This is a genomic window from Tepidibacter mesophilus (genome assembly GCF_002724055.1).
In the GTDB taxonomy this organism is placed as follows: Bacteria; Bacillota; Clostridia; order Peptostreptococcales; family Peptostreptococcaceae; genus Tepidibacter_A; species Tepidibacter_A mesophilus.
On the sequence record NZ_BDQY01000001.1, the window covers coordinates 131069 to 157095 of the forward strand.

Sequence of the window (26027 nt, forward strand, 5' to 3'; positions counted from 1 at the left end):
TTATAGCCTCTTATTTTTTAATAATTTCTCTATTTTTGAACTTAAATCTATCGAAAGTTCTTCAGCATATTCTTGACAAATACCCTCAGTATATAAATTGAATAGAGCTTTTTCTGTATCTGGTAAAATCAAACACCACCCTTTGTCAGTATTAATCCTTACTCCTTCAAATAGTTCTATGTCACTATTCTTATTCTGCATTATTATATTTTTTATAACCCTTCCCTTATCATCCCACTCACACTCAATTTGTTTTTTTATAAAATAAAATTCAGGGATTTCATCCACTATATCGCTAAGTCTAATTTTGTTTTCAGCTAAAAAATCTATAATTTTGCAAACAGCACCAATAGCATCAAAATTTAATAAATACTGATCAAACATCTCTTCGTCTCTTAAAATCGTATTCATAAAACAAGAGTGAGAATGTTTTGTCTTAGTTATTTCAACATCGTAATTTTGTGTTATTTCATGTATTATCATAGGCATAGTATGAGGCATTACTATTTTTTTAGCTTTTTTTGATTTTAATAGAATAAGAGTTGTTAAAACATTGTACTTTTCATTATTTATGATTCTTCCTTTTTCATCTATTAAAAGTACACTTTCTCCATTTTCACTTAAAACAACACCAAAATCCAAATTATTATCAACTATATATTTGACCATATTGCTTAAATATAAATTAATATCATCATAATCTCTAATAGCATAATCGCAAGATACATCACAACCTATTTTTTCAAAGACTTTATGAGCCAATTTCATAACATCACTACATATAGAGCTTATCAAAATCTTAGGTCTGATAGTTTTTATATCATAAAGATTATTTATATTTTTCATATTTTCATCTATATAGAAATATGAGAAATTATTCATTTCAATGATATCCTTAACATCTTTAGCCTTACATCTTTCAAAATCATCTCGGTTAAATAAATTTTCTATTTTAATTTCTGTAGATCTATCTATATTTGCTCCAGTTTCATTCATAAATTCAATGTGAATTTCATCATTTTTCAAGTGATTTATACTAACATGTATACCGCCTTTTGCTTTATAATGTCTTATTGCAAATCTATTTATTGCTAAATTTGTATTTTTAATATCTATAACTCCAACTCCAGTAGAAAGAATTCCAGATATCAATGAATTTTTAATTATTTGTGAAGCATTAAAGCAATCACAACTAATAATAATAGATGTATCTTTATGAAGTATAGATGCGTATGCAGACCCTAGTCTTGATGCAAACTCAGGGTTTATCTGTGTATTTATATGCCCATATACATCCTTATATCCAAATATATTTTTCCCTATTTTAGTACCCCATACAACATTCTGACTTATTATCGTATCTTCTTTAATTATTTTATCCGGCCAGATCTTAGCATTAGGATTTACCTTTACTCCACACGATAATAAACTGCCTTTGCCTATTGCAGATTTTTCAAATGTATTTATTCTATTTTTTAACTCTACATCATTGCATACAACCGTCCCTCTGCAATGAGTGCTACTTCCTAGCTTAGAGTTTTTCCAAAGGATACTTTTTTTTAAGCTACTGTGGTTACCTATATCGCAGTTAGGCCCAATAACTGAGTATGAATTTATGTGTACATTATCTTTAATGCTAGAATTTTTAGCGATATAAACAGGAGAATCTAATTTAGTATTTTTCCCAATTTCGACCCCATCTTCTATCCATATCCCTTTTTCCATTTCCTTAGCATTAATATCTACACAAACTTTTCTATCTAATATATTAAAATGCGTTTCCATATAAGAATTTAAATCTCCTATATCATTCCAATAATCTTGTGTAACATATCCGTACATAGGAACTTTATCTTCTAATAATTTTGGGAATAAGTCTTTACTAAAATCAAAATTAACATCTTTATCAAAATAATCTAAAACTTCTGGCTCTAATATATAAATACCCGTATTTACTGTATCGCTAAATACCTCAGACCAGCTTGGTTTTTCTAAAAATCTTATAACTCTACCTGATTCATCAGTTATAACAACTCCATACTCTAGCGGCACATCTTCTCTTCTTAATACAATAGTAGCCTTTGATTTTTTTTGCCTATGATAATGAATAGCTTTTTTTATATCAAGATCAGTCAATGCATCACCACTTATAACTATAAAGGTATCATCTAAAAATTCTTGTGTATTTTTAACACTTCCTCCAGTTCCAAGAGGAGTCTCTTCTACAAAATATTCAAGATTCACATTCCATTTATGTCCATTTTCAAAGTAATCCATTATAATAGATGGCATATAAGCCATAGTTACAGCTATATCTTTTATGCCATGCTTTCTTAATAGATCAATAGAGTACTCCATAACTGGTTTATTAAGTATTGGTACCATAGGTTTTGGTATATCGCATGTAAGAGGTCTTAACCTAGTTCCTTTACCTCCGGCCATAATAACTGCTTTAATATCAATCACTCCTTACAAATAATAACTATATATATACTCTCCAAATAATTAATTTAAATACATTATCTTACAATTTTATCCATAAATATTTTTAATCTTATTTTTATAGGTATCGTTTTTATTTCGCTATCACTTACAATATCTACACTTGCTACATTCACTCTATCTTGTGTATAATAATTTATTTTTCCAATTTTATCTCCTCTATTTATAGGATATGTCAGCTTATCTAGAATAATACTTCTTTCCATTTTTTCATTATCTTTTTTTACAATCCATAAATCTTCTTCTGTCTTTAGCTTTACTTCCAATTCACTTTCTCCATATAAATATGTTTTTCCTATAAATGTATTTTTTTCTATCACTCTACTTTTCTTAAAATTATTCTTTCCGTATTCTAAAAGCTGTTTTGATACACTAGTCCTATTTTTAGAGCTTTGAGCTCCTAAAACAATGCTTATAACTCTAAAATCCTTATTCTTCTCATTTGTACTTTTTATATTCATAGTTGAAGCTAAACAGTACCCAGCCCTTCCCGTGAATCCTGTTTTCAGTCCATCAACGTCTGGCATTATTCTAAGTAAAGCATTAGTGTTATTTCCTATGAACCCTCTTTTATAATTTGTATGAGTCTGCATACTTGTTATAGCTAGAACATCTTCCTTATAATTATCTATTAAACACTTAGCTAATAAGCTTAAATCTTTGGCTGTAGACATATTTTCTTTAGGGATTTTCATATCTCCATTTACTCCGTAAACAGGTAGTCCATGTGGATTTATGTACGAAGTATTATTCATACCTATTTCTTTGGCTTTTTTATTCATCATTTCAACAAATGTTTCTGTATCTCCACCCACATATTCAGATATTGCAACAGCAGCATCATTTCCTGATACAACCATTATTCCTTTCATTAAATTTATCAATTTCACCTTTTCTCCAGTTCTCAACCTATACGTTGATCCTGATGTTTTAGCAGCTTTAGTGCTTATCTCTACAACATCATTTTTTGATATTTTATTATTCTTTATGCTATCTAGAGTTACTAGTAACGTCATCATTTTGGTTAAACTTGCACACGGCATCTGCTGATCTGAGTTTTTTTCATATAAAACTTTTCCGCTTTCCTGATCTATAAGTATAGAAGCTTTTATATACCTATCAATATCGTAATTTTGAGCATTTGATACATTTGTAAATAGTACAAATATAATTATTAGTGTTGTGATTTTAGACTTCAAATTATCCCTCCTCAAATCTTTCCTTATCTTTAATACTATTTAATATTTACTATTTGTTTTTTATAATTCATATAAATCGAATTTTCATTTTATTTTTATCTTGACATCTTTCTTACAACAGTGGATGTCCATGTAGCTATGACAGTTACCCCTAAAAACATTTCAATTGAAGCCAATACTTTCCCATGGTAATTAATAGGTATAATATCTCCATAACCAACTGTCGTAAATGTAACTATACTGAAATACCAAGCCTGAAAATAATCACTCATAAACTCTTTAACATCTAGGCTCAATAACTCTAAAAAGCTATACTTAATCGTCCTATGATAATTCATAGTACAATCAACATTTATATTAAATCTAAGTCCAGCCATCATATATAAATAGGCAAATATACTTATCAGAATGAATGAAAAAAATAAAACATTTTGTGGTTTTTCTCCATATCCAACTATATATTTAGATACCAAATCCATTATTTTAGGTACTATATATTTATGTTTTTTATCTTTATCATTCGTACGAGGAAGTATCATTTTCCCATTGTACACTCTCTCTTCATAGTAATATTTCCCACTTTCTTCATAATCACCTATTATATTGGATTGATTTTTAGCAATTCTATATGCATTTCTAGCATCTATATATCTTTCTTTACTGTATTCTACGTTTTGAAGTATAAATTTAGTGTTAGAGGAAAATCTAATTCCATCAAACTTCACTCCGTTTGATATGTTCTTGAATACAAACTCTTGTCCTAGAAATTTACACATGTAAAAGATTGACTTACTTTTACTGCTTAAAAATTCACTTTTATCAAATATACAACTTCTTATAAATACACAATTTTCAAAAGAAACATCTTGATAAAATTTTGTATTTACAAATAAAACATTTGAATAAAATCTGTAATCATCAAAATATATATTTTTATTAAATACTGAATAAGAAAAATCAAAAGGAACTTTTTTGTTTAAGTTATTTATTTCTATCCTTCCCAGGCTAACATCTTGATCAAATATAATACCTCTAAAATCATATATGTTGTCTTCTTTATTCCATAAATACTCATTGGCTTCTATATATCCATTCAATATATTAGTTATAATTTTTTTTTCTTTTTCTGACTTAGATTTTCTATGAAATAAGCAGTATTGTGAAACATCATCTGTATATCTATAACATTTACAATCTCCAATCTCCCACTTGCATTTCATAAAATACAAACCTCCATAAACTATAAAAATTTGTCTAACGCTACGAATTGACACATACCGCCAACGAGTCCTAATGACTCCGTTGCTCAAAATAGTTGACACTGTAGCAATTCCATAAATGTTATACATAAGTTGAAATTTGTAACTTTGTATTAAGAATAAGAAAGCATTTATAATATATTATTGACACTTATATGATTTTTATCCTTAAAGAAAATACAATATATTAAATTTCATATACATTCATAGCCCCAACAACCATTAGGATTATATTGACTATACATAGTTTTAACTGTAGTTCTTTTACAAATGTAAAAATCTAAATATTTCCCGGGAATTTTATCTAACAATAAATATATATATTTCATAAACTGTTTTATAAGGAGGGAGATTCTTGTGTCTGATTTTGATAAATCAAAATTAAATATTAATTTTATGCCAGGAGTTAGCGAGGTCAATCCTATAATTCCAAGAAAATATACTCTTACTCATTCAGATAAAACAGCTCAACTTTTTTTAAAGCTCATCCTAGTTTAATTAATTCTGCTATATTTATAAAATTCTATTCTATATATCCTATTTTTAATAAAGTACAATACTTTGGAAAAATTAAAGATTATTTTATTTAAATACTAAAAGTCCTAATTTTGACTAAAATTAGGACTTTTAGTATTTATCATTAAATTATATAATTTAATAATAAAATAAAAAGAAGGGTTGGTAATATGAAAAAAATTATTGTATTGACATTACTAATTTTATGCTCATATATATACTCCCAAGTGATAGGTATTAAAGTTAATAAAGTAAATATATACTCAGATAAAATTTTTAGTGATCTAAGTATACGAATACTCCAGATATCTGATATTCACAACAGAAATTTAAATAATACAAATTTATTATATTATGTTAAAAAATCAAATATAGATATGATAGTTCTAACTGGAGATATTATAGATGCTAAAACTGAAGATTTTGAACAGATATATTCATTTTTAGATTCATTAATAAGTATAAATCCAAATGTATATTTTGTAAGCGGTAATCATGAATGGAGAAACTCAAGTAAAGATGAATTCATGGATTGTCTAAGAGATAAAAATTTAATAGATTTAAATAATTCAAATACTGTATTTGAAAAAAATAATATAAAAATCAATTTATGCGGGATCGATGATCCTTACACAAATCACGAAAACACATACTCAGCTTTAAAAAATATAAACCCTCAGCATTTTACTGTTTTATTATCTCACTCTCCAAATGTTATAATGAAATATAAATATATAAACTCAGATCTTATTTTATGTGGACATACGCACGGAGGGCAAACTAGACTACCTTTAATAGGAGGTCTTATAGCTCCTGGCCAGGGGTTATTTCCAAAATACGACAAAGGTTTATATGAATTAGATAACAGTAAATTAATTTATATAGATAGTGGTGTGGGCACAAGTTCTCTTCCAATAAGATTTTTAAATAAAAGTCAAATAAGCTTAATAGTCGTGCAAAGCAAAAGTAGATATTAACCTAGGTTAATATCTACTTTAATTATTAACTAAAATTCTGCACTTTTTGGTGTTCTTGGGAAAGGTATAACGTCTCTTATATTTCCCATACCTGTTAAATACATTATAGCTCTTTCAAATCCAAGCCCATACCCTGCATGCTTTGTTCCACCGTATTTTCTAAGTTCTAAATACCACCAATAATCCTCTTCATTAAGATTCATTTCTTTCATTCTAGACTCTAATATATCAAGTCTTTCTTCTCTTTGACTTCCTCCGATTATTTCTCCTACACCAGGAACTAATAAATCCGCTGCCGCAACTGTCCTATTATCATCGTTAAGTCTCATATAGAAAGATTTAATATCTTTTGGATAATCAGTAACAAATAGAGGCTTTTTATATACCTCATCAGTTAAATATCTTTCATGCTCTGTTTGAAGATCGCATCCCCACTCTACTGGATAATCAAATTCTTTACCTGAATTTTTAAGAATTTCTACTGCCTCTGTATATGTTATTCTACCAAAATCAGAGTTAACAACATTGTTTAATCTATCAAGTAAACCTTTGTCTATAAAACTATTGAAAAATTCCATTTCTTCAGGAGCATTTTCCATAACATAACTAATTAAGTATGTCATCATTTCTTCCGCTAAGTTCATATAATCATTAAGGTCTGCAAATGCAATCTCAGGTTCAATCATCCAAAACTCAGATGCATGTCTAGATGTATTAGAGTTTTCTGCTCTAAAAGTTGGTCCAAAAGTATATATATTTCTAAAAGCTAATGCGTAAGCTTCTGCCTCTAATTGTCCACTTACTGTTAAATTAGTCTCTTTACCAAAGAAATCTTTAGAATAATCAATATTTCCTTCCTCATTAGTAGAAGGATTCTTCATGTCTAGAGTAGTTATTCTAAACATCTCCCCTGCACCCTCACAATCACTACCAGTTATTATTGGAGTATGTGTGTATACAAAACCTTTTTCCTGAAAAAACTTATGTATAGCATATGCAGCTATAGAACGTACTCTAAATACAGCTGAGAATGTATTGCTACGAGGTCTTAAGTGTGCTATAGTTCTTAAATATTCAAGAGTATGTCTTTTCTTTTGTAGAGGATACTCACTTGAAGATTCTCCTTCAACAATTATTTTAGTAGCCTTTATTTCAAAAGGTTGCTTTGATCCAGGTGTTAATGCTAACTTTCCTTCAACTACTATCGATGTGCTAATAGATAGTTTGCTTATTTCTTTGAAATTTTCTAAGTTTTCTTCAAATACAACTTGGATATTTTTAAAGAAACTTCCATCGTTTACTTCTATAAATCCAAATGATTTTGAAGATCTTAACGTTCTTATCCATCCTGATATTTGTACAGTTTGATCAGAATACTTTTGAGTTTCTCTGTAAATTTCTTTTACCAATATATTTTTCATACTATTACCTCCTTTATACTTTCTTTACAAATAAAAAAAGTCTCTCATCCCTATGAAGGGACGAAAAACTTATTATTCGCGGTACCACCCTAATTGCCATAATATGGCCACTTGATATTAAATACAAAGATATACTTTATATTTTTCATTTGATAACGGTATGAACCCGCCTAATCCTACTCCCTATTCGGTTTCAGTTAGAAACTCCAAGCTGTTCTTCTCTATGACTTTTCATATTGGACTCTCACCATCACCAACTCGCTTTGATAAAAATAACTCATAGATACTCTTCTCTTCATTGTTTTTAAATATTTTATTCTAATTAGTATTTATATTATATTATCTTTATTTTTTAATGTCAAACATAATTTGACATTAAATTTTTATCTATTTTTGATTCTCATCATCTACCCATTCTTTTGCTTCTTCAGTTGCTCTTTGACTAGGTATTGATACATTAGTTTCATCAAATACACTTTCTATATCTGCCCATGCTGCAGTTTCATGATTTTCACTTAAATTAGTAAACTTTTTTCTTCTGTCTTTGTTTTTCATATCAACCACTCCTTTGATTATATTATTTACTTAATTTTAAAATTTATTATAATTATCTACTTTAATTTATTCTCATAGTTTATTTTTACTTGTTTTCATGGTAAAATATCTTAGATTAGATTTTTATTGTAATAAACTTATTTTTTTAGGTTGTATATATAATTATCTATAATATAAATTAATAATGGTAATTATATTAGTAATCTCAAAATTTATATCATTACTATTAAGTCATACAACTCAAGAAAATATAATTGTAGGAGGATTTATTATGAGAAAAGAATTCAAGCAAGAAATAAAAAAGAAAGTAGACTTAAAAAGTATGAATCAAACCGAAAAAGATTTATCTACTATGTTTGGTAAGATGATATTAAAAAAATCAATTATACCTATTATTTTAATATTGTTATCATTTTTTGGAACAAAACCATTCATTCCTAATATTTGGGTAAGATTCGGACTTACATTAGCGGTTACAGCAGGGTCTTTTTACTATTTAAAATTGTACAGAGATAAACTTCAACAATTAAAATACTATGAAGGAACAGTTATATACTTTCAAAAGAAAGAAAACCAATACGAACTTTTACTTAAAAACGGAAAATTACCTATTAAATTAAATATAAAAAAAGGTTTAGATGAAAAGAGTGTTAGAAAAAACCAAATCTTACGTTTATATTACAATGAGCCAGAAAAAGTTGCTATTATAGTTAAATAATTTTTAATAAAACAGAATCTTTGATTAGATTCTGTTTTTTATTTTATTACATAATTAAATTAATTATATAGATTTTTTTTATAAAAAGATATAATATATATGTATACAATATACTTACCAATTGAAAGAGGTGTTTTACTTGAAATCATTTAGACAATTAGGAATAATTTTATTTATATGTTTTTTAGGAGAAGTTATTTCTAACTTTTTACCATTTCCATTACCAGGTAGTATAGTAGGTATGATATTACTATTTATATCTCTCATTACAGGTATAATAAAACTTTATATGATAGAAGATATAAGTAATTTTTTATTAAATAATTTAGCTTTCTTTTTTATACCACCAGGAGTCGGTTTAATATCTTCTCTTGATATATTAAAAGGACAATGGTTTATATTATTTTTTATATCTATTGTTTCTACCATATTAGTAATATTTACAACTGGATTTACAATTCAAATATTGAAAAGAAGGAGAGATTAATATGAATTTTGTTAATAACCCTATATTCGGTGTACTTATAACTATATTAGCTTTTGAAATTAGTGTTCTTATAAATAAAAAAACAAAGCTTTCTATTTTAAATCCTATATTTATAAGTATGATAATTATAATTTCATTTCTTTTAATATTAGATATTGATTTTGATTCATATAATAAAGGAGCTAGCTTTATTACTTTCTTCTTAACCCCAGCTACAGTAATGCTAGCCGTTCCATTATATAAGCAAGTTGATTTATTAAAAAAAAATTTACTTCCTATTTTAATAGGAGTATTTGTAGGATGTTTAACATCTATATCTAGTATAATATTTTTAAGCAAATATTTAAATGTAAATACTAAAATAAGTTTATCCCTAATTCCAAAATCAATAACTACCCCTATAGGTATAGAAGTATCTAACCAAATAGGTGGTATACCTTCAATCACTATAGTCTGTATAATTATAACTGGTGTTATAGGAGCTGTTTTAGGCCCTCCCTTATGTAAATTCTTTAAAATAAAAGACAAAGTAGCTATAGGTGTTTCAATAGGAACTTCATCACATGCTCTTGGAACCACAAAAGCTATGGAGCTTGGAGAAACTGAAGGTGCTATGAGTAGTCTTTCTATAGGAATTGCAGGTATTATAACATTACTATTAGCTCCTATATTGATAAAATTTATAGCTTAAAATTAGAGCCGTATTCTTAATTAAGAATACGGCTTTTGTATTTTTATTATATTTTTGTTATTTTTATACATTTTTATTACTATTTTTTGTTTTCTAGTGATATAATATAATTAATTAAATTTTCTGAATTTTTCATTTTTTATTCAGCAAAAAAGGGGGGGGTATTGTTATGTTAAAAGAATCTTTAAGTAAAGACAATTTCGATGAACTAGATGATTTTATCAACTCAATTGAGGACAAAAAAGGTGCTTTAATAGAAGTCCTTCATAAAGCTCAGCATATCTTTGGTTATCTTCCTAAAGATGTTCAATTATTTATAAGTAAAAGATTGAATATCCCATCTTCAAAGGTATTCGGTGTTGTCAGTTTTTATTCTTATTTTACTACAAAACCAAGAGGACAATACGTTATAAATATTTGTCTTGGAACAGTCTGTTTTGTAAAAGGTGCTGATAAGATAATGGAAAAATTTGAACAAACACTTAATATTAAATGTGGAGAAACTACACCAGATGGTAAATTCACCTTAGAGGGCTTAAGATGTGTTGGTGCTTGTGGATTAGCGCCTGTAGTCGTTATAAATGAAAAAGTTTATGGTAAGGTTACATTAGATGATGTAGAAAAAATACTTTTCAATTATAAGGATGAAGTTGAAGATAAAAAGTTAGCACATTCTTCAATATAATTTATAAAGGGGGGAGAAAAATAATTATGAATAAAATAAAATCATTCAAAGAGCTAATCAATCTTAATGAAACTCTAAAACCACTTATAGATATCAGAACTAATACACATTCTAAATATACAGACAATAATTTAAAAGAAATTTTAGTTTGTGGAGGTACAGGATGTCATTCTGCTCAAAGTGATGAGATAATTAAAAATCTTAGAAGTAGCATTAAAAACAACAATCTATTGAATAAAGTGAAGGTTTCATTGACTGGATGCTTTGGATTTTGCGCCAAGGGTCCTATAATTAAAATATTCCCAGATAATGTGTTTTACGTAAATGTATCACCTAAAGATGCTGAAGAAATAATAAATAAACATATAATAAAGGGCAACATTATAGATAAATTATTATTCGAAGAGCCTACTATAAGCCAAAAAGTTAAAAAACATGATGATATGTCTTTTTATAAAAAGCAAATGCGAATAGCTCTTAGAAATTGTGGTGTTATAAACCCTGAAAACATAAATGAATACATAGCTAACGATGGTTATATGGCTCTTGGAAATGCACTATCATCTATGTCTAAAGGAGAAGTCATAGATTTAATAAAAAAATCGGGTCTTAGAGGAAGAGGCGGCGCTGGCTTTCCTACAGGTATAAAATGGGAATCAACTTCAAAAGCTTTATCTGATGAAAAATATGTTGTTTGCAACGCTGATGAAGGTGATCCTGGAGCATTTATGGACAGATCTGTCCTCGAGGGAGATCCTCACTCTGTTTTAGAAGCTATGATAATTAATGGCTATGCCATAGGCTCAAATAATGGATATATATACATTCGTGCCGAATATCCACTTGCTATTCATAGACTCGAAATAGCTATAGATCAAGCGAGAGAATTCGGATTTCTCGGAAAAGATATTTTAGGAACAGGATTCAATTTTGATATAAAACTTAAATACGGAGCAGGAGCATTTGTATGCGGAGAAGCAACTGCCCTTATACACTCTATTGAGGGTAATCGCGGAGAGCCTAGAATGAAAACAATAAGTTCTTCAAAACAAGGTTTATGGAATAAGCCAACTTGTGTAAACAACGTAGAAACTTATGCTAATATTCCTGCAATAATATTAAATGGGTCTAAATGGTATTCTGATATAGGAACTGAAAAGTCTAAAGGTACAAAAGTATTTGCACTTGGAGGAAAAATCAACAATGTAGGTCTTGTTGAGGTTCCAATGGGGACTACTTTAAGAGAAATAATATTTGAAATAGGCGGAGGAATACCTGATGGTAAGAAATTTAAAGCTGTTCAAACGGGAGGTCCTTCAGGTGGATGTATACCTTCAAAGTTTTTAGATATTCCAATTGATTTTGATTCTTTAAATGCAATAGGTTCTATGATGGGTTCTGGAGGAATGCTTGTTCTTGATGAAACAGATTGTATGGTTAATATAGCTAAATTTTTCTTAGAATTTACTGTTGAAGAGTCTTGTGGTAAATGTACTCCTTGCCGTATAGGAAATAAGAGACTACATGAAATATTAACTAAAATTACAGAAGGTAAAGGGTCTAAGCAAGATTTATATGATTTAAAAGAACTTGCTGAAACAATTAAGGATACATCTTTATGCGGTCTTGGAAAAACATCTCCAAATCCAGTATTAAGTACAATGAAATACTTTATGGATGAATATGAAGATCATGTTATACATAAAAAATGTAGTTCAGGTTCATGTCAAGCATTACTTGATTATTTCATAACAGATAAATGTATAGGATGTACAAAATGTTCTAAGATTTGTCCAGCTAATGCTATAAATGGAACAGTAAAAGAAACTCATGTAGTAGACAATGTAAAATGTCTTAAATGCGGTGCTTGTCTGGATGCATGCAAATTTAATGCAATAATAAAAAAATAGTTAGTGAGGTGATAATATGAATTTAGTTAATTTAACTATAAATAATAAAAATATATCTGTTCCTAAAGGAACTACTATTCTAGAAGCTGCAAAAGGATTGAATATAAAAATACCTACCCTATGTCATTTGGATCTTCATAATATAAAAATGGTTAACAAATCTGCTTCATGTCGTGTATGCGTAGTTGAAATTGAAGGAAAGAAAAATTTATTCCCAGCATGTTCTACTCTTGTTCAAGATGGTATGATAATTAGAACAGACACGCTAAGAGCTATAAAAGCACGTCGTACTATAGTTGAACTCCTTTTGTCTAATCATCCTCAAGATTGTCTTCTTTGCGATAAAAATACAAATTGCGAACTTCAATCATTAGCTGCCGACCTTGGAATTTCAGAAATCAAATATAAAGGAAAGACATCAAGCCATGGAATAGATAATTCAAGTTACTCTATAGTAAAAAATCTTGATAAATGTATTTTATGTAGACGTTGTGAAACTATGTGCAGTGAAGTTCAAACAGTAAGTGTATTATCGGGAGTTGATAGAGGTTTTGAAACTATTATATCTCCTTCTTTTTATAATCCTATGCACGAAAGTTCATGTACCTTCTGCGGTCAATGTCTAGCAGTATGTCCTACTGCAGCTTTAACAGAGGTAAATAATGTATCAAAAGTATGGGATGCTTTATCAGATAAAAACAAAACAGTTATAGTTCAGGTAGCACCTGCAGTTAGAGTTGCTTTAGGAGAAGAGTTCGGTATGAACCCAGGTGAACTCGTTACAGGTAAAATAGTTACTTCTCTTAAAAATTTAGGTTTTGATAAAGTATTTGACACTGATTTTGCTGCTGATTTGACTATAATCGAAGAGGCTTCTGAACTTATTCATAGAATAGAGGAAAGTGAAAATCTACCTATTCTTACTAGTTGTTGCCCTGCATGGGTTAAATTCCTTGAACATCAATTCCCAGATTTGTTAGACATACCTTCAACTTGTAAATCTCCACACGAAATGTTTGGAGCTATAGCTAAAACTTATTTAGCTGAAAATATGGATATAAAACCTAAAAATATGGTAGTAGTATCTATAATGCCATGCGTTGCAAAAAAATATGAAGCAGCTCGTCCTGAACTTTCTAATGATACAGCTAAAGATGTCGATATAGTAATAACTACAAGAGAATTTGCTAAAATGATAAAAGAAGCTGGGATTGACTTTGAATCTTTAAAAGACTCTAACTTTGATAATCCTTTAGGCGAATCTACGGGAGCTTCAGTAATATTCGGTGCAACTGGAGGAGTTTTGGAAGCTGCCCTTCGAACAGCTTATGAATGGATTACAAACGATACTTTAGATAATGTAGAATTCACTCAATTAAGAGGTATGGATGGCATAAAAGAAGCTAGTATAAAAATAAATGATATGAATATAAACGTGGCTGTTGCAAGTGGACTTGGAAATGCTAGGAAAATACTTGAAGATATTCACTCTGGTAAATCTAATTATCACGCTATAGAAATAATGGCGTGTCCAGGTGGATGTATAGGCGGCGGCGGGCAACCTTATCATCATGGAAATTTAGATATAATATCAGAAAGAGCAAAAGGATTATATCAAGAAGACAGATCGAAGAAAACACGTAAATCTCATGAAAATGCATATGTTCAAAGTTTATACAAAGAATTTCTAGGTAAACCATATGGAGAAAAAGCTCACAAGTTACTTCATACTCACTACCACAAAAGAGCTACAGAATAAAAAATCCGTCTAGTCGCTACGCACTGACTCATCTCGCCAACGATCCCTAACGGCCTTCGTTACTTAAAAATAGTTGCAAGTTTACTTCTTTCACCAATATTATTAACAGCTTGAAAATCATATAGTTCCTATAGCGTAAAAAGTGAAAGCTACTCATAGAATTTGAGTAGCTTTCACTTTATTTCTGAATAGTTTCAAAAATCTTCAAAAGTTTATTTGCAGTAATTTCCCAATTATACTTTTCTAATGCAAACTTCCTTCCTATTTCCCCCATGTTAATTGCCACATTTTCATTATCTAAAAGATACTTAATATATTGTTCAAAAGCTTTTGGATTATCATATTCTTTAATTGCAAATCCGTTAACTCCATCTTCTATAACTTCAGCATTTCCACCACGTGCAGTAGTTATAATAGGAAGCCCAGCTGCCATAGCTTCATAGTGAACTCTAGCAAGTGGCTCTCTCCATTGAGAAGTACATACAAATATATCTCCCATATTATAATATTTGCTGATTTCCTCTGGCGTTAAAAATCCTGTAAATATAACTGGATTTTTTAATTCATTAGACATATGTTGTAATAGCATTGTATAGTTACTAGGTGTATTAATGCCATACCATTTACTTCCTACGCACATCAATACTGTATTCGGATTAGAATTCATTACCTCTTTCATGGCTTCAAACAAAACATGAGGTCCTTTATTTTTAGATAGTCTCCCTACATAAAGAATAACCTTTGAATTTTCAAGTCCATACTTTTTTTTCATATTTATTCTATCTTGTACAACATCTTCATTCCAAAATGGTTTTATTTTATTTCCATCTACAGCTGAATATACTACATTTAATTTGCTTTCAGCCGTTGGATATATACTTTTTACTTCATCTGCTACAAATTTACTTACAGTAGTAATAAATTCAACCCTATCTATACACTCTAAAGCCATTTTAGGTTCAATTTTTTTAGGTAACATCATTTCATTATGAAGGCTAAGGCTTAAATGAGTATCAGGTAGGGCTTCACTTAATATAGATATCCAACGTGGCCTATTGAATACATGAATTAAATCAAATTCATCAGTAATTTCATTTCTAACATTATTTATATATTCATCAGCATTTTCTCTTTGTACTCTAACATAATTTATATTTCCTTTTTGTTCTCTAGAAGGAAGCTTATCATTTGCTACACTAAAAACTGTTATTTCATGATATTTTGATAAAACAGGCAATATACCTTCTATATATATTTGAATAGCGCCTCCTAAAACAGGAGGAACCGGAAGCATTTCTGTACAAATAAATGCAATTTTCATAAAATACTCCTTTCCTTAATAAATTTAGATAGAATTTCAATAATTTTTTTAATATCATTATCTATTGATATTTTCTTGATACATTATATTTAGTTAACCCATAAATGTGATTTTTTACATTAAAATACAACGTAGATGTTTAACATGTTAAACATCTACGTTGTATTTTAATTCATATATTTCATTAAAAAATATTTACTTATATTTTATTTGACTTTTAGCAAGTTATTTTTATGCTCTTTATTAATCATGTAATATAGCTTAGCCCATACAAAGAATATTATTCCTATTATAGACCATCCTATTATAATTCCCCACTCATAGGGCCAGTTAAGAGCCGCTGGAGCTGTTGGTAAATATAAGCTCATCATTCCTAAGCTTAATAAAACAGCTATACTTCCTACTAACTTACCACATTTGATTTTGTATGGTCTTTTCATTTTTGGTTCTTTATATCTTAAAACTAAAAATGATATTGTTACAATTAAGTATGCCATCACTATTGTAAGTCCACCTGCATTAACAAGCCAGCTAAGCATTTGTCTTCCAAAGAAAGGTGCTATACTTGAGAAAATACCTACTAATAAAACAGCATTAGTTGGTGTTTTGTACTTTGGATGTACATAGGCTAAAAATTTAGGAAGCATCTTTGAATCAGCCATAGCATAAATTGCTCTACTTCCCCCTACATAAAATGAATTCCAACTAGTCAATATTCCTCCAATACCAGCTACAACCATTACCTTACCAGCTAAAATACTATTGTGATATACAGATTTCATAGAATCTGCTGTGACCATATTAGATGCGTTCAATTCTGTTTGATTAAGGGCTAAAGATACAGCATAAATAATCATTATATACCAGAATATAGCCATAACTACTGATAATATAAGTATTCTTCCGATTTTTTTAAATGGCAAATCAATTTCTGCAGCAGATTGAGGTATAACATCAAAACCAACAAACATAAACGGTGTCATTATAAGAACAGATAATATGCCTTTTGATCCTCCAACGAATAAAGGTTTTGTATTGGCAACATCCCCGTTAATTAAGGCGCCTGAAAAAAACAAAATTCCTATAGCAACAACTATAAATGTTAAAATCCCTTGTAAAAAAGCTGCAGGCTTTACCCCAATATAATTTATGCAAGTTATAACAATTGAACTTACAACCCCTACTAATACCCAAGTGAAATGTACATCATAACCCATTATAGTATACATGTATCCCTTAACATAATTAGGAAATAAATATTCTAATACAGTAGGAAGTGCAACTGCTTCAAATGCAACAACCGATATGTATCCTAGTATAATAGCCCAAGTACATATAAACGACATATTCTCTCCTAATGCTCTATGACTAAATACATGCTCGCCTCCACACTCAGGCATTGCTGATGTTAATTCTGCATAAGTTAACCCTACAAACAATACCATAATACCCCCGAGTATAAATGCAATAACGGCACCTAACGACCCAGCTTTTTTTATCCATTCTCCTGCAAGTACAATCCATCCCCATCCTATCATAGCTCCAAAAGCTAATGCTAAAACATCTTTTTTAGATAGTACTCTATTAAAATTTTTGGACTTACTACCCATTTAAAATTCCCCCTTCACATATTCACTTTATATGAAACAACTTAAATAAAAATAACAAGTTGTTTCATTGCTCAAAAAAAACTTTATATTTTTATTATATATTTTTCTTTGAGATTTGTTCCAATAATTTTATACTAAATTTTCTGGTTACAATTATATCATACTTTTACATTTTTTTGAAACTTTTTTGATAATTTATATTTTAAATTAAATTGGACATAATTTATTTTTTTTGTTATTATGTGAATGAATACGATTTTAAAGGAGAGTTTAATTATGGAAAAAAAAGATATTTTAGCCTTAGTTGGCACAAAAGAAATTACTGTAGCTGATGTTGATTCTGCCCTTACTAGCTTAGGCCCTCAAAGAGCTATGCAATTTCAATCAGAAGAAGGAAGAAAAAAACTTTTAGAAGACTTAATTAATCAAGAATTATTCTATTTAAATGCTATAGAGAATGGTACTGATGAAGAAGAGGAATTTAAAAATGAAATGAAAAAAATAAAAGAAAACTTCTTAAAGCAATATGCTATTGGTAAATTACTAAGCAATGTAAAGGTTGAAGAAAAAGAAGCTAAAGAATTTTATGAAAACAACAAAGATCAGTTTAAATCTCCTGAAGGTGTACAAGCTAGTCACATACTTGTAGAAGATGAAGCTGCAGCTAAAAAAATATTAGATGAAATAAATAACGATTTATCATTTGAAGAAGCCGCTAGCAAATACTCTAAATGCCCTTCAAACGAAAGAGGTGGAGATTTAGGATTCTTCTCAAAAGGTCAAATGGTTCCTGAATTTGAAAATGCTGCTTTCAGTATGGAAAAAGGTCAGGTTAGCGAACCAGTTAAAACTCAATTTGGGTATCATATAATAAAATTAACTGATAAAAAAGAACCACAAACAAAATCTTTTGATGAAGTTAAGGATAATATATACGGACAATTAATCCACAAACAACAACAAGTTACATACTTTGAAAAAGTAGAAGAATTAAAATCTACGTATAATGTTACTATAAACGAATAACAAAAAATCCCCCTTAACTTTTTAAGGGGAATTTTTTTACTCAAATTTATTCTAATACATCTAACTTTTTTGCTACCCATTTTGTTGTACTTGCTTGAATTCCTAAAGTTATCAATATTGCCATAAATACTACTGATGATAAGATGCCTTTATTATCTACATTCATACTCATTATCATTCCAGACAGAGCTGCTGGTATTACTCCCGTTTCTCTTACCCACATCATAAATAATATTTCATTCATAGCCCACTTTGTTTTTCTATCAAAAATCACACATACTATTACGGATATAGGTCTTACAACTAACACTAATATAGCTATTAATATAAGAGATTGTTTCCAATACATTCCTAAAGATATAAAATCAACATGAGTTCCAAGTAAAACAAATATAGCAATTCTCATTATAACTGCAAGAGTTTCTCTTACGTGCGTTTGAATTTCGTAATCTTTTTCAGGAACCCATAATTTAAACGTTTTTTTATTACCACATACTAGACCTGTTATAAAAGTAGCCATATATCCACTTCCACCTATCGTTTCAGCCAGCATATAAGAAGCAATAACTGCAACTATAGAGACTAAAGGTGCAAATTCATGAAAAAATCCATATTTACCATCTGATATAGACATGGATGCCAAAACTCCAACAACTACACCTGCAATCAATCCTCCAACAATCATTATCACCAATTCTTCCATATTATTAGTTAATGAAATTTTTCCTGAATCTATTATTGTAAGTATTGAGAACACAAGTATTGCTCCAACTGCATCATTAAATGCGGATTCACTTATTACAGTTTGCTTCAATCTATCTTTTATAGTTATCTCCTTAAACACCGGAACTAGTGTTGCAGGATCTGTAGAAGCTATTACCGAACCTATCAATAAAGCAGATATAAATGTAATATTGAATATATTCATTGCTATAAATCCAATTGAAAACGCAGAAATTAATACACCTAAACTTGCTAATAATCCTACTGTTATTTTTACATCGTTTAAAATCTTAAGCTTAACCTCTCTACCACCATCATATAGTATGTAAGCTGATCCAAAAGTCAATATAAGCTGATTGGCGACAGGATAAGCCTCTACGCTAGCTATATTCAAAACAGATGGTCCTATTATAATACCTCCTATTAAAAATAGTACTACATCTGGAAGCTTAACAATTTTACTTATTTTTGAAAAAACCATTCCTACAACCAATATTATAATAGTTAATCTTAGTATTTCATTAACCGCCAACACTGTGCTATTTTCCAATTTCATAACCTCCTTTATGCTCTTTGCCTTGTATCTGACTCAACAATTATATATCAAAACATAAAAATTAAAAAATGTCATATATTCTTATATTTCCTCTTATTAGAGCAAATTACAATCTATATCTTATTTATCTCTATATTCCTTAATAATACAAAAAAGCTTATGCATTTGCATAAGCTCTTAACATTATTTAGATTTAAAGAAATAACATATATTTTCTAACGACTGTATAAGCATTTTCTGCTCATTTTCATTCAATGTAGAGACCATATTTTCTATGATTTCATAATGAAATTTTTCATGTGTTTGATAAACAAGTTTTCCCTGTTCAGTTAAATCAACCATTACTATGCGCCTATCTTCTTCTGTCTTGAATCTTCTTACATAACCTTTTTTCACAAGTCTATTAATGGATATAGTCAAGGTTCCAACTGTAATTTTTAAAACCATAGCAACTTGACTCATTTTTCTAGGAGCTTTCATACCAATAGCTTGAATAGTTCTAATTTCACTCAGTGATAAATCATTGAATTTCCCTTGAGAGAACATTTTTTTCTCTATATCTGTTAAATCATAAAAAATATTTGTTATTAATTTATTTAATGTTTTAACATTTTCATTCATAGTTGTCACCACTTTATATTTATATAGTATTAAGTTTTAAACTAGATTCTTCTACAAGCTCCTTCATCAGATTATGTACAGAAACTATTTTATCCAGTTTATATGCATTACTTCCACTAAATATAAGCCCATTTTTTATATCTCCATTGACAGCACTAACCAATGCATCCGTTATACAATATGGAATATCTTTTGGACTACATCCAGATATACAGTTGTAACATTTCCCAACTGGAATTTTTCCAATTTTAGTTTTTTTAACAAATTCATTACTAATAGCTCTCCCTGGCATACCTACAGGACTTTTTATAAGTTCAATCTCTTCTTTTTTAGAGTTTATATAAGCTTTTTTAAAATCTATGTGTGCTTCACATTCATCAGTTGCTACGAATCTAGTTCCCATTTGGACACCATCTGCACCAGCTTTAATATATTTAGCTATATCCTCACCATCGAACACTCCTCCAGCTACAACAACAGGTATATCTTTTTGATATTTTTCTCTAAAAGGCTTTAAGCTTTCTTTAACTTCATTTATTATTTTAATCAAATCTATATTTTCAATTGATACTAATTCACTTATAGAAAACCCTAAATGTCCTCCAGCCTTAGGTCCTTCTACTATTACCATATCTGGTACATAATTATATTTTCTATCCCAAAGCTTTGATATTAATGTTGCAGCTTTTGCAGAAGATACTATTGGAGCAATCTTAGTCTTTGATCCCTTTATAAATTCTGGCAACGACTTAGGAAGACCCGCTCCGGATATTATTAAGTTTACCTTTTCTTCTACTGCAGTTTTTACCATTTCTTTATAGTTTTCCATTGCAACCAAAAAATTGACTCCTATAATTCCATTGGGACTTAAATTCTTTGCTCTTTTTATTTCACGTCTTAAAGCTCTGATATTTGCTTCTTTATTATTAACTCTAAAATCATCTTCTTTATAACCTATTTGTACTCCTGATATAACTCCAATTCCACCTTCATTAGCAACGGCCGATGCCAATCTAGCACCCGAAACGCCAACACCCATTCCGCCTTGAATAATTGGAACTTTAGCAATTAAATCTCCTATATTTAAAGATGGTAATTTCATAAATTCATCGTCCTTTCATTTTTTATTTTTTATTTTGAAATTCAAACCTTTTGATATTCAAAGTATATAAAAAAACATATTAAAAGTCAACACAGATTAAGTTTTTTTGTTAATATATATAATACTATAATTTCCTATTTATTATAAAAAATTCGTATCATTCTATTACATAATTAATGCTTCGAATAAGATTTTAATAAACTCCTTTTTTAAATAGTTGATGATTTGATTAATGGAAAGAATAACGCCTATTAGAATACAATTGTATTCTAATAGGCGTTATTCTTTCCATTAATCACTATATAATTCACTACAATACTTTACTTAAAAAATCCTTAGTTCTTTCATTTTGAGGATTCTCAAATATTTCTTTAGGACTTCCTTGTTCTATAATTTTTCCTCCATCCATAAAAACAACTCTATCTCCTACTTCTTTTGCAAATCCCATCTCATGAGTTACTACAACCATAGTCATCCCCTTTGAAGCAAGATTTTTCATAACATCTAGAACTTCTCCTACCATTTCAGGATCCAGTGCAGATGTTGGCTCATCAAATAACATAACATCCGGAGACATAGCAAGGGCTCTTGCTATTGCTATTCTTTGCTTTTGTCCTCCTGATAATTGCTTCGGATAATTACCTGACTTATCTTCAAGTCCTACAGTTTTCAATAACTGAATAGCTATTTTTTCACTTTCTTCATCAGCCATACCCTTAAGTTTCTTAGGTGCAAGTGTAATATTATCTAATACACTCATATGTGGAAATAAATTAAATTGTTGAAAAACCATTCCCATTTTTTCTCTTTGCTTGTCTATATTATTAGTGTTACAAGTTATAGATTTTCCTTCAAATATTATATCTCCACTTGTAGGATGCTCCAGTAAATTAAGACATCTTAAGAATGTACTTTTACCAGATCCACTCGGTCCTATTACAACTACTACTTCACCTTGCTTTATATGTTCATCAATGCCTCTTAGAACATGATTATTTCCAAATTTTTTATTTAGATTATTAATCTTAATCACTTACAGTCATCCCCCTTTCGATTTTATTCATGAATTTAGAGAGTGTAAATGTCAATACAAAATATATAAAAGCTGCAACTATTAACGGCTCAAACGGTTGGAACGTATTCCCTCTAACAATATTTGTATTATACATAACATCCGCAATACCAACCATCATAACTATAGATGATTCTTTTATTAAAACTATGAATTCATTACCTAAAGCAGGTAATATATTTTTAACTCCTTGAGGTATTATAATATATCTCATAGCTATATTATGGCTCATTCCTAAAGACCTTGCAGCCTCCATTTGCCCTTTATCAACGGCTTGTATACCCGCTCTTATTATCTCAGCTACATACGCTGAACTATTAATTGATAATGCTATTATTCCAGCTACAAAAGGTGGCATGTCTATACCTAGAGTAGGAAGTCCATAATATACTATGAATAATTGAACTAATATAGGTGTTCCTCTTAAAAACTCTACGTATACACTCGCTATTATATTTAATACCTTATTTTTAGATAATTTCATAAGTGATACAAAAAGACCTAATACTACACCTATAAATACTGAACATACCGAAAGTAAAACTGTGTTTTTAGTTCCCATTAAAAAGAACATATAATATTTACTTAAAAAAGAAAAATCCACTATACTCAACTCCTACTCAATCATATCTGTCGCTTTAACTACAAAGTTTTCTATTTTATTTTCTTTAATCAATTTGTCTAATGTTTTATTTATTTGATCTGTAAGTTCTTGATTTCCCTTTTTAATAGCTATAGCAGATCCTGCTGTTTCATCTTTAACTGTTATACCTGAAAGTGAGATATCAGCATTTTTATCTATATAAGCTTTTGCAACAGGAAGTTCTACTATTAAAGCATCTACTTTATCATTCTTAAGCTCAAGCATAAGATCTGGTACTCTTGAAAGAGACTTAATTTGAGCGTCTTTTATTTGATCTTTAGCTATCCCTTCTTGGACAGAACCCATTTGAACCCCTACTATTTTTCCTTTTAAATCATCCATAGATTTTACCTTATCTTTATTTTCTGCCTTAACAACTACAGCCTGAGTTGCATTATAATATATCTCACTAAAATCTACCTTTTCTTTTCTTTCATCAGTAGGTGTCATTCCAGCTACTACAAAATCGACTGTTCCTGTATTTAAAGCCGCAAGTAACCCTCCAAAATCCATATCCTTAATTTCAAGTTCAACTCCCATATCCTCTGCTATTGATTTAGCAATTTCAATATCAAATCCAACTATTTGGTCTTTTCCATCCACTTCTTTGTGAAATTCATACGGTGGATAATCAGCACTAGTCCCAAGTACTATTTTTCCTGATTTTTTTATTTTTTCATATTGAGAAACCTCATTTTTACCACATCCTACGAAAACCATGGCTAAACATAAAACCATAACTACAACAATCATCTTATTAAAACTTTTTTTAAACATTCTAATTTCCCCTCTCATATTTTATTTTAATTAACTTTATTAATTTAAATCATCAAAGTGCAACATTTAACTATTTCCTTTTAAACACCTCCTACATAATAAATTCATATAAAAAAACCTCGCCTCTTATAAAAATAAGAGACGAGGTATATGCCCGTGTTACCACTCTTGTTGATACAATAAAAAATCGTATCCACTCATTAACCTTTAACGATAGGCAGCGTATCTTCTTACTACTATTTCAGAAAATCTCCTCCATGACTCTCTTCAATATAACTATGTTACTAGACTCACACCAACTCTAGCTCGCTTTAACAATCATTATACCTACTCTCCACTTCATAGGATTTAAATAAATTATATAATTTTAAATATAAAAAACTCGTCTCTTAAAAATAAGAGACGAGGTATATGCCCGTGTTACCACTCTTGTTGATACAATTAAAAATTGTATCCACTCATTAACCTTTAACGATAGGTACCGTATTTTCCTACTAATATTTCAGAAAATCTCCTCCATGACTCTCTTCAATATAACTATGTTACTAGACTCACACCAACTCTAGCTCGCTTTAACTATCATTATACCTACTCTTCACTTCAATGGATTTCATGTCATTTTGTTTGTTTTTTTAACTTAATATGTATTATACACACATAATTTTAAAGTGTCAATATATTTCTAATTTTTTTTATTAAACAATGATTTATAACAATAATCTATAATCTCACTTCTCTTTATTATACCTATAAAAATATTTTGATCATCAACAACAGGCACAAAATTTTGATTTATACTTAAAGAAATTAAATCTTCTATATTTGAATCAATATAAACAGGCTTATTATCCATTTTTCTAGATATATCTTTTAATAAAATTTTACTAGTATTTTTAAAATTTAAATCAGGTGTATTCTTTAATTTCCAAAGCAAATCCCCTTCAGTAATTGTTCCTATATACCTTCCGTCATCAATTATAGGAATAGCGGTATATCTGTGATACTCCATTTTCTCTAAAGCTTGGCGCATTGTCGATTCTGGTGTTAAATAAGCTACCTCTATTTTAGGTGTAAGAAAAAAAGCTATATTCATATGTTTTCTCCCCTATTTTCAAATTTTAGTTTATCTAAATAGTATGTTACTTGAGATTAGAAAAGATGTCAAGTTTGACCTAATGCATAAATTCCCATAATAAAATAAACCTGTATCATGTTATACTTATAAATATAGTATTTTTTACTTTGAATAAGAGTTAAAAATTTATTTAGGGGGGATTAATTTTGAGTAATATAATAAGATTTGTAGGTATATTGATGAGCTCATTTGGAATTGTTTTAAGCTTAATATCATCATATCAATTTTCAAATATAGATAATTTTAAAAAGTTGTTTTTTGCAGCAATTATAGGAGTTTTAAATGTATTTGCCCTATTATTATTCATAGATAATAAAACTTATACAAAAAATGATATGAATTAGAAAAGTTCACTTCTTAATCACAAATAAGTCCTTTTACCAGCTAAAATAATAAAAGTCGCTTTTATGAAAGCGACTTTCTAATATAATCAATCTATATATAAATTATACAAATTAACTATTATAATTTAATAACATTAGCAGCTTGAGGTCCTCTAGCTCCATCAACTACTTCAAATTCAACTTGTTGTCCTTCTTCTAATGATTTATATCCATCTCCTTCTATAGCTGAAAAATGTACGAATACATCTTCTCCACCTTCGATAGATAAGAATCCATAACCTTTTTCTGCATTAAACCACTTAACAGTTCCCTTTTTCATTTAAAACATCCTCCTAAATAAAACGAATTTGAAACAAATAAATTATTTGTTACATTATAATTAAAAATACTACATTTAAACATCAATGTCAATACATAA

The 26027-nt window shown here is 29.0% G+C and carries 26 protein-coding genes and 3 other annotated features; of the genes, 11 read left to right on the forward strand and 15 right to left on the reverse strand.

Features of this window, described 5'->3' with window-relative positions; genetic code table 11:
- The 3 genes from Tmeso_RS00605 to Tmeso_RS00615 form a co-directional block, all read right to left on the reverse strand.
- Positions 1–2466 carry a sugar phosphate nucleotidyltransferase gene (locus Tmeso_RS00605; RefSeq protein WP_099187239.1) on the reverse strand — a complete coding sequence of 822 codons (2466 nt, stop codon included), beginning with the start codon at positions 2464–2466 and terminating at the stop codon, positions 1–3.
- A 53-nt stretch (positions 2467–2519) separates the two neighbouring features.
- Positions 2520–3701, reverse strand: a complete 1182-nt coding sequence (locus Tmeso_RS00610; protein WP_145993126.1) for a D-alanyl-D-alanine carboxypeptidase family protein — start codon at positions 3699–3701, stop codon at positions 2520–2522.
- Between the two features lie 95 nt (positions 3702–3796).
- The gene (locus tag Tmeso_RS00615; protein WP_187296172.1) at positions 3797–4921 is read right to left on the reverse strand and encodes a potassium channel family protein; all 1125 of its coding nucleotides are present in this window, start codon (positions 4919–4921) and stop codon (positions 3797–3799) included.
- Between the two features lie 396 nt (positions 4922–5317).
- On the opposite strand from Tmeso_RS00615, the gene Tmeso_RS16675 reads away from it, so the two are divergent.
- The 3 genes from Tmeso_RS16675 (at position 5318) to Tmeso_RS00625 (ending at position 6453) form a co-directional block, all read left to right on the forward strand.
- Complete coding sequence (locus Tmeso_RS16675; RefSeq protein WP_242967781.1) at positions 5318–5458, forward strand: staygreen family protein; 141 nt, start codon at positions 5318–5320, stop codon at positions 5456–5458.
- Between the two features lie 17 nt (positions 5459–5475).
- Positions 5476–5550 (forward strand): hypothetical protein, encoded by a 75-nt coding sequence (locus Tmeso_RS17135; protein ID WP_242967803.1) that lies wholly within the window; start codon positions 5476–5478, stop codon positions 5548–5550.
- Positions 5551–5646: 96 nt separating this feature from the next.
- Positions 5647–6453 (forward strand): metallophosphoesterase, encoded by an 807-nt coding sequence (locus Tmeso_RS00625; RefSeq protein WP_099187242.1) that lies wholly within the window; start codon positions 5647–5649, stop codon positions 6451–6453.
- Positions 6454–6482: 29 nt separating this feature from the next.
- Here Tmeso_RS00625 and asnS read toward each other — a convergent pair whose 3' ends face one another.
- Together asnS and Tmeso_RS00635 are read right to left on the reverse strand one after the other, a co-directional pair.
- Positions 6483–7874 carry an asparagine--tRNA ligase gene (gene asnS, locus Tmeso_RS00630; protein ID WP_099187243.1) on the reverse strand — a complete coding sequence of 464 codons (1392 nt, stop codon included), beginning with the start codon at positions 7872–7874 and terminating at the stop codon, positions 6483–6485.
- 53 nt (positions 7875–7927) lie between these two features.
- Positions 7928–8182, reverse strand: a binding site (T-box leader).
- A 79-nt stretch (positions 8183–8261) separates the two neighbouring features.
- Complete coding sequence (locus Tmeso_RS00635; RefSeq protein ID WP_099187244.1) at positions 8262–8429, reverse strand: CDIF630_02480 family spore surface protein; 168 nt, start codon at positions 8427–8429, stop codon at positions 8262–8264.
- Positions 8430–8700: 271 nt separating this feature from the next.
- Between Tmeso_RS00635 and Tmeso_RS00640 the strand changes: the two genes are divergently transcribed.
- The 6 genes from Tmeso_RS00640 to Tmeso_RS00665 all read left to right on the forward strand — a co-directional run bounded on the left by Tmeso_RS00640 (position 8701) and on the right by Tmeso_RS00665 (position 14679).
- Positions 8701–9147, forward strand: a complete 447-nt coding sequence (locus Tmeso_RS00640; RefSeq protein ID WP_099187245.1) for a hypothetical protein — start codon at positions 8701–8703, stop codon at positions 9145–9147.
- A 139-nt stretch (positions 9148–9286) separates the two neighbouring features.
- Complete coding sequence (locus Tmeso_RS00645) at positions 9287–9634, forward strand: CidA/LrgA family protein (protein WP_099187246.1); 348 nt, start codon at positions 9287–9289, stop codon at positions 9632–9634.
- 1 nt (position 9635) lies between these two features.
- Complete coding sequence (locus Tmeso_RS00650; protein WP_099187247.1) at positions 9636–10325, forward strand: LrgB family protein; 690 nt, start codon at positions 9636–9638, stop codon at positions 10323–10325.
- A gap of 169 nt (positions 10326–10494) precedes the next feature.
- Positions 10495–11010 carry an NADH-quinone oxidoreductase subunit NuoE gene (gene nuoE / locus Tmeso_RS00655; protein ID WP_099187248.1) on the forward strand — a complete coding sequence of 172 codons (516 nt, stop codon included), beginning with the start codon at positions 10495–10497 and terminating at the stop codon, positions 11008–11010.
- A gap of 26 nt (positions 11011–11036) precedes the next feature.
- A complete protein-coding gene (locus Tmeso_RS00660; RefSeq protein ID WP_099187249.1) occupies positions 11037–12920 on the forward strand; it encodes an NADH-quinone oxidoreductase subunit NuoF in 1884 nt (627 codons plus the stop codon).
- Between the two features lie 16 nt (positions 12921–12936).
- Positions 12937–14679 (forward strand): NADH-dependent [FeFe] hydrogenase, group A6, encoded by a 1743-nt coding sequence (locus Tmeso_RS00665; protein WP_099187250.1) that lies wholly within the window; start codon positions 12937–12939, stop codon positions 14677–14679.
- A gap of 178 nt (positions 14680–14857) precedes the next feature.
- Here the strand turns inward: Tmeso_RS00665 and Tmeso_RS00670 are convergent, their stop codons facing one another.
- The gene (locus tag Tmeso_RS00670) at positions 14858–16000 is read right to left on the reverse strand and encodes a glycosyltransferase family 4 protein (RefSeq protein ID WP_099187251.1); all 1143 of its coding nucleotides are present in this window, start codon (positions 15998–16000) and stop codon (positions 14858–14860) included.
- A gap of 206 nt (positions 16001–16206) precedes the next feature.
- Positions 16207–17610 (reverse strand): APC family permease, encoded by a 1404-nt coding sequence (locus Tmeso_RS00675; protein WP_099187252.1) that lies wholly within the window; start codon positions 17608–17610, stop codon positions 16207–16209.
- Positions 17611–17886: 276 nt separating this feature from the next.
- Between Tmeso_RS00675 and Tmeso_RS00680 the strand changes: the two genes are divergently transcribed.
- Entirely contained in the window at positions 17887–18636 is a 750-nt protein-coding gene (locus Tmeso_RS00680) for a peptidylprolyl isomerase (protein ID WP_099187253.1), read from the forward strand.
- Positions 18637–18682: 46 nt separating this feature from the next.
- On the opposite strand, the gene Tmeso_RS00685 is transcribed toward Tmeso_RS00680, so the two are convergent.
- From Tmeso_RS00685 to Tmeso_RS00715, 7 genes are all read right to left on the reverse strand, one after another.
- Positions 18683–19915 (reverse strand): cation:proton antiporter, encoded by a 1233-nt coding sequence (locus Tmeso_RS00685; protein ID WP_099187254.1) that lies wholly within the window; start codon positions 19913–19915, stop codon positions 18683–18685.
- A gap of 183 nt (positions 19916–20098) precedes the next feature.
- Entirely contained in the window at positions 20099–20536 is a 438-nt protein-coding gene (locus tag Tmeso_RS00690; RefSeq protein WP_099187255.1) for a MarR family winged helix-turn-helix transcriptional regulator, read from the reverse strand.
- Positions 20537–20555: 19 nt separating this feature from the next.
- Positions 20556–21638: an NAD(P)H-dependent flavin oxidoreductase gene (locus tag Tmeso_RS00695; protein ID WP_099187256.1), complete on the reverse strand. Its 1083-nt coding sequence runs from the start codon at positions 21636–21638 to the stop codon at positions 20556–20558.
- Between the two features lie 310 nt (positions 21639–21948).
- The gene (locus Tmeso_RS00700; RefSeq protein WP_099187257.1) at positions 21949–22671 is read right to left on the reverse strand and encodes an amino acid ABC transporter ATP-binding protein; all 723 of its coding nucleotides are present in this window, start codon (positions 22669–22671) and stop codon (positions 21949–21951) included.
- On the reverse strand, positions 22664–23314 hold the full coding sequence (locus Tmeso_RS00705) for an amino acid ABC transporter permease (RefSeq protein ID WP_099187258.1): 651 nt from the start codon (positions 23312–23314) through the stop codon (positions 22664–22666). The genes Tmeso_RS00700 and Tmeso_RS00705 overlap by 8 nt, the downstream gene beginning before the upstream one ends.
- 12 nt (positions 23315–23326) lie before the next feature.
- The gene (locus Tmeso_RS00710; protein WP_099187259.1) at positions 23327–24130 is read right to left on the reverse strand and encodes an ABC transporter substrate-binding protein; all 804 of its coding nucleotides are present in this window, start codon (positions 24128–24130) and stop codon (positions 23327–23329) included.
- Between the two features lie 134 nt (positions 24131–24264).
- Positions 24265–24482 (reverse strand) — a binding site (T-box leader).
- Between the two features lie 43 nt (positions 24483–24525).
- Positions 24526–24743 (reverse strand) — a binding site (T-box leader).
- A gap of 69 nt (positions 24744–24812) precedes the next feature.
- Positions 24813–25223 (reverse strand): CBS domain-containing protein, encoded by a 411-nt coding sequence (locus Tmeso_RS00715; protein WP_099187260.1) that lies wholly within the window; start codon positions 25221–25223, stop codon positions 24813–24815.
- Between the two features lie 188 nt (positions 25224–25411).
- On the opposite strand from Tmeso_RS00715, the gene Tmeso_RS00720 reads away from it, so the two are divergent.
- On the forward strand, positions 25412–25609 hold the full coding sequence (locus tag Tmeso_RS00720; RefSeq protein ID WP_099187261.1) for a hypothetical protein: 198 nt from the start codon (positions 25412–25414) through the stop codon (positions 25607–25609).
- Positions 25610–25727: 118 nt separating this feature from the next.
- Here the strand turns inward: Tmeso_RS00720 and Tmeso_RS00725 are convergent, their stop codons facing one another.
- Positions 25728–25928 (reverse strand): cold-shock protein, encoded by a 201-nt coding sequence (locus tag Tmeso_RS00725; RefSeq protein ID WP_099187262.1) that lies wholly within the window; start codon positions 25926–25928, stop codon positions 25728–25730.
- Positions 25929–26027: the final 99 nt, after the last annotated feature.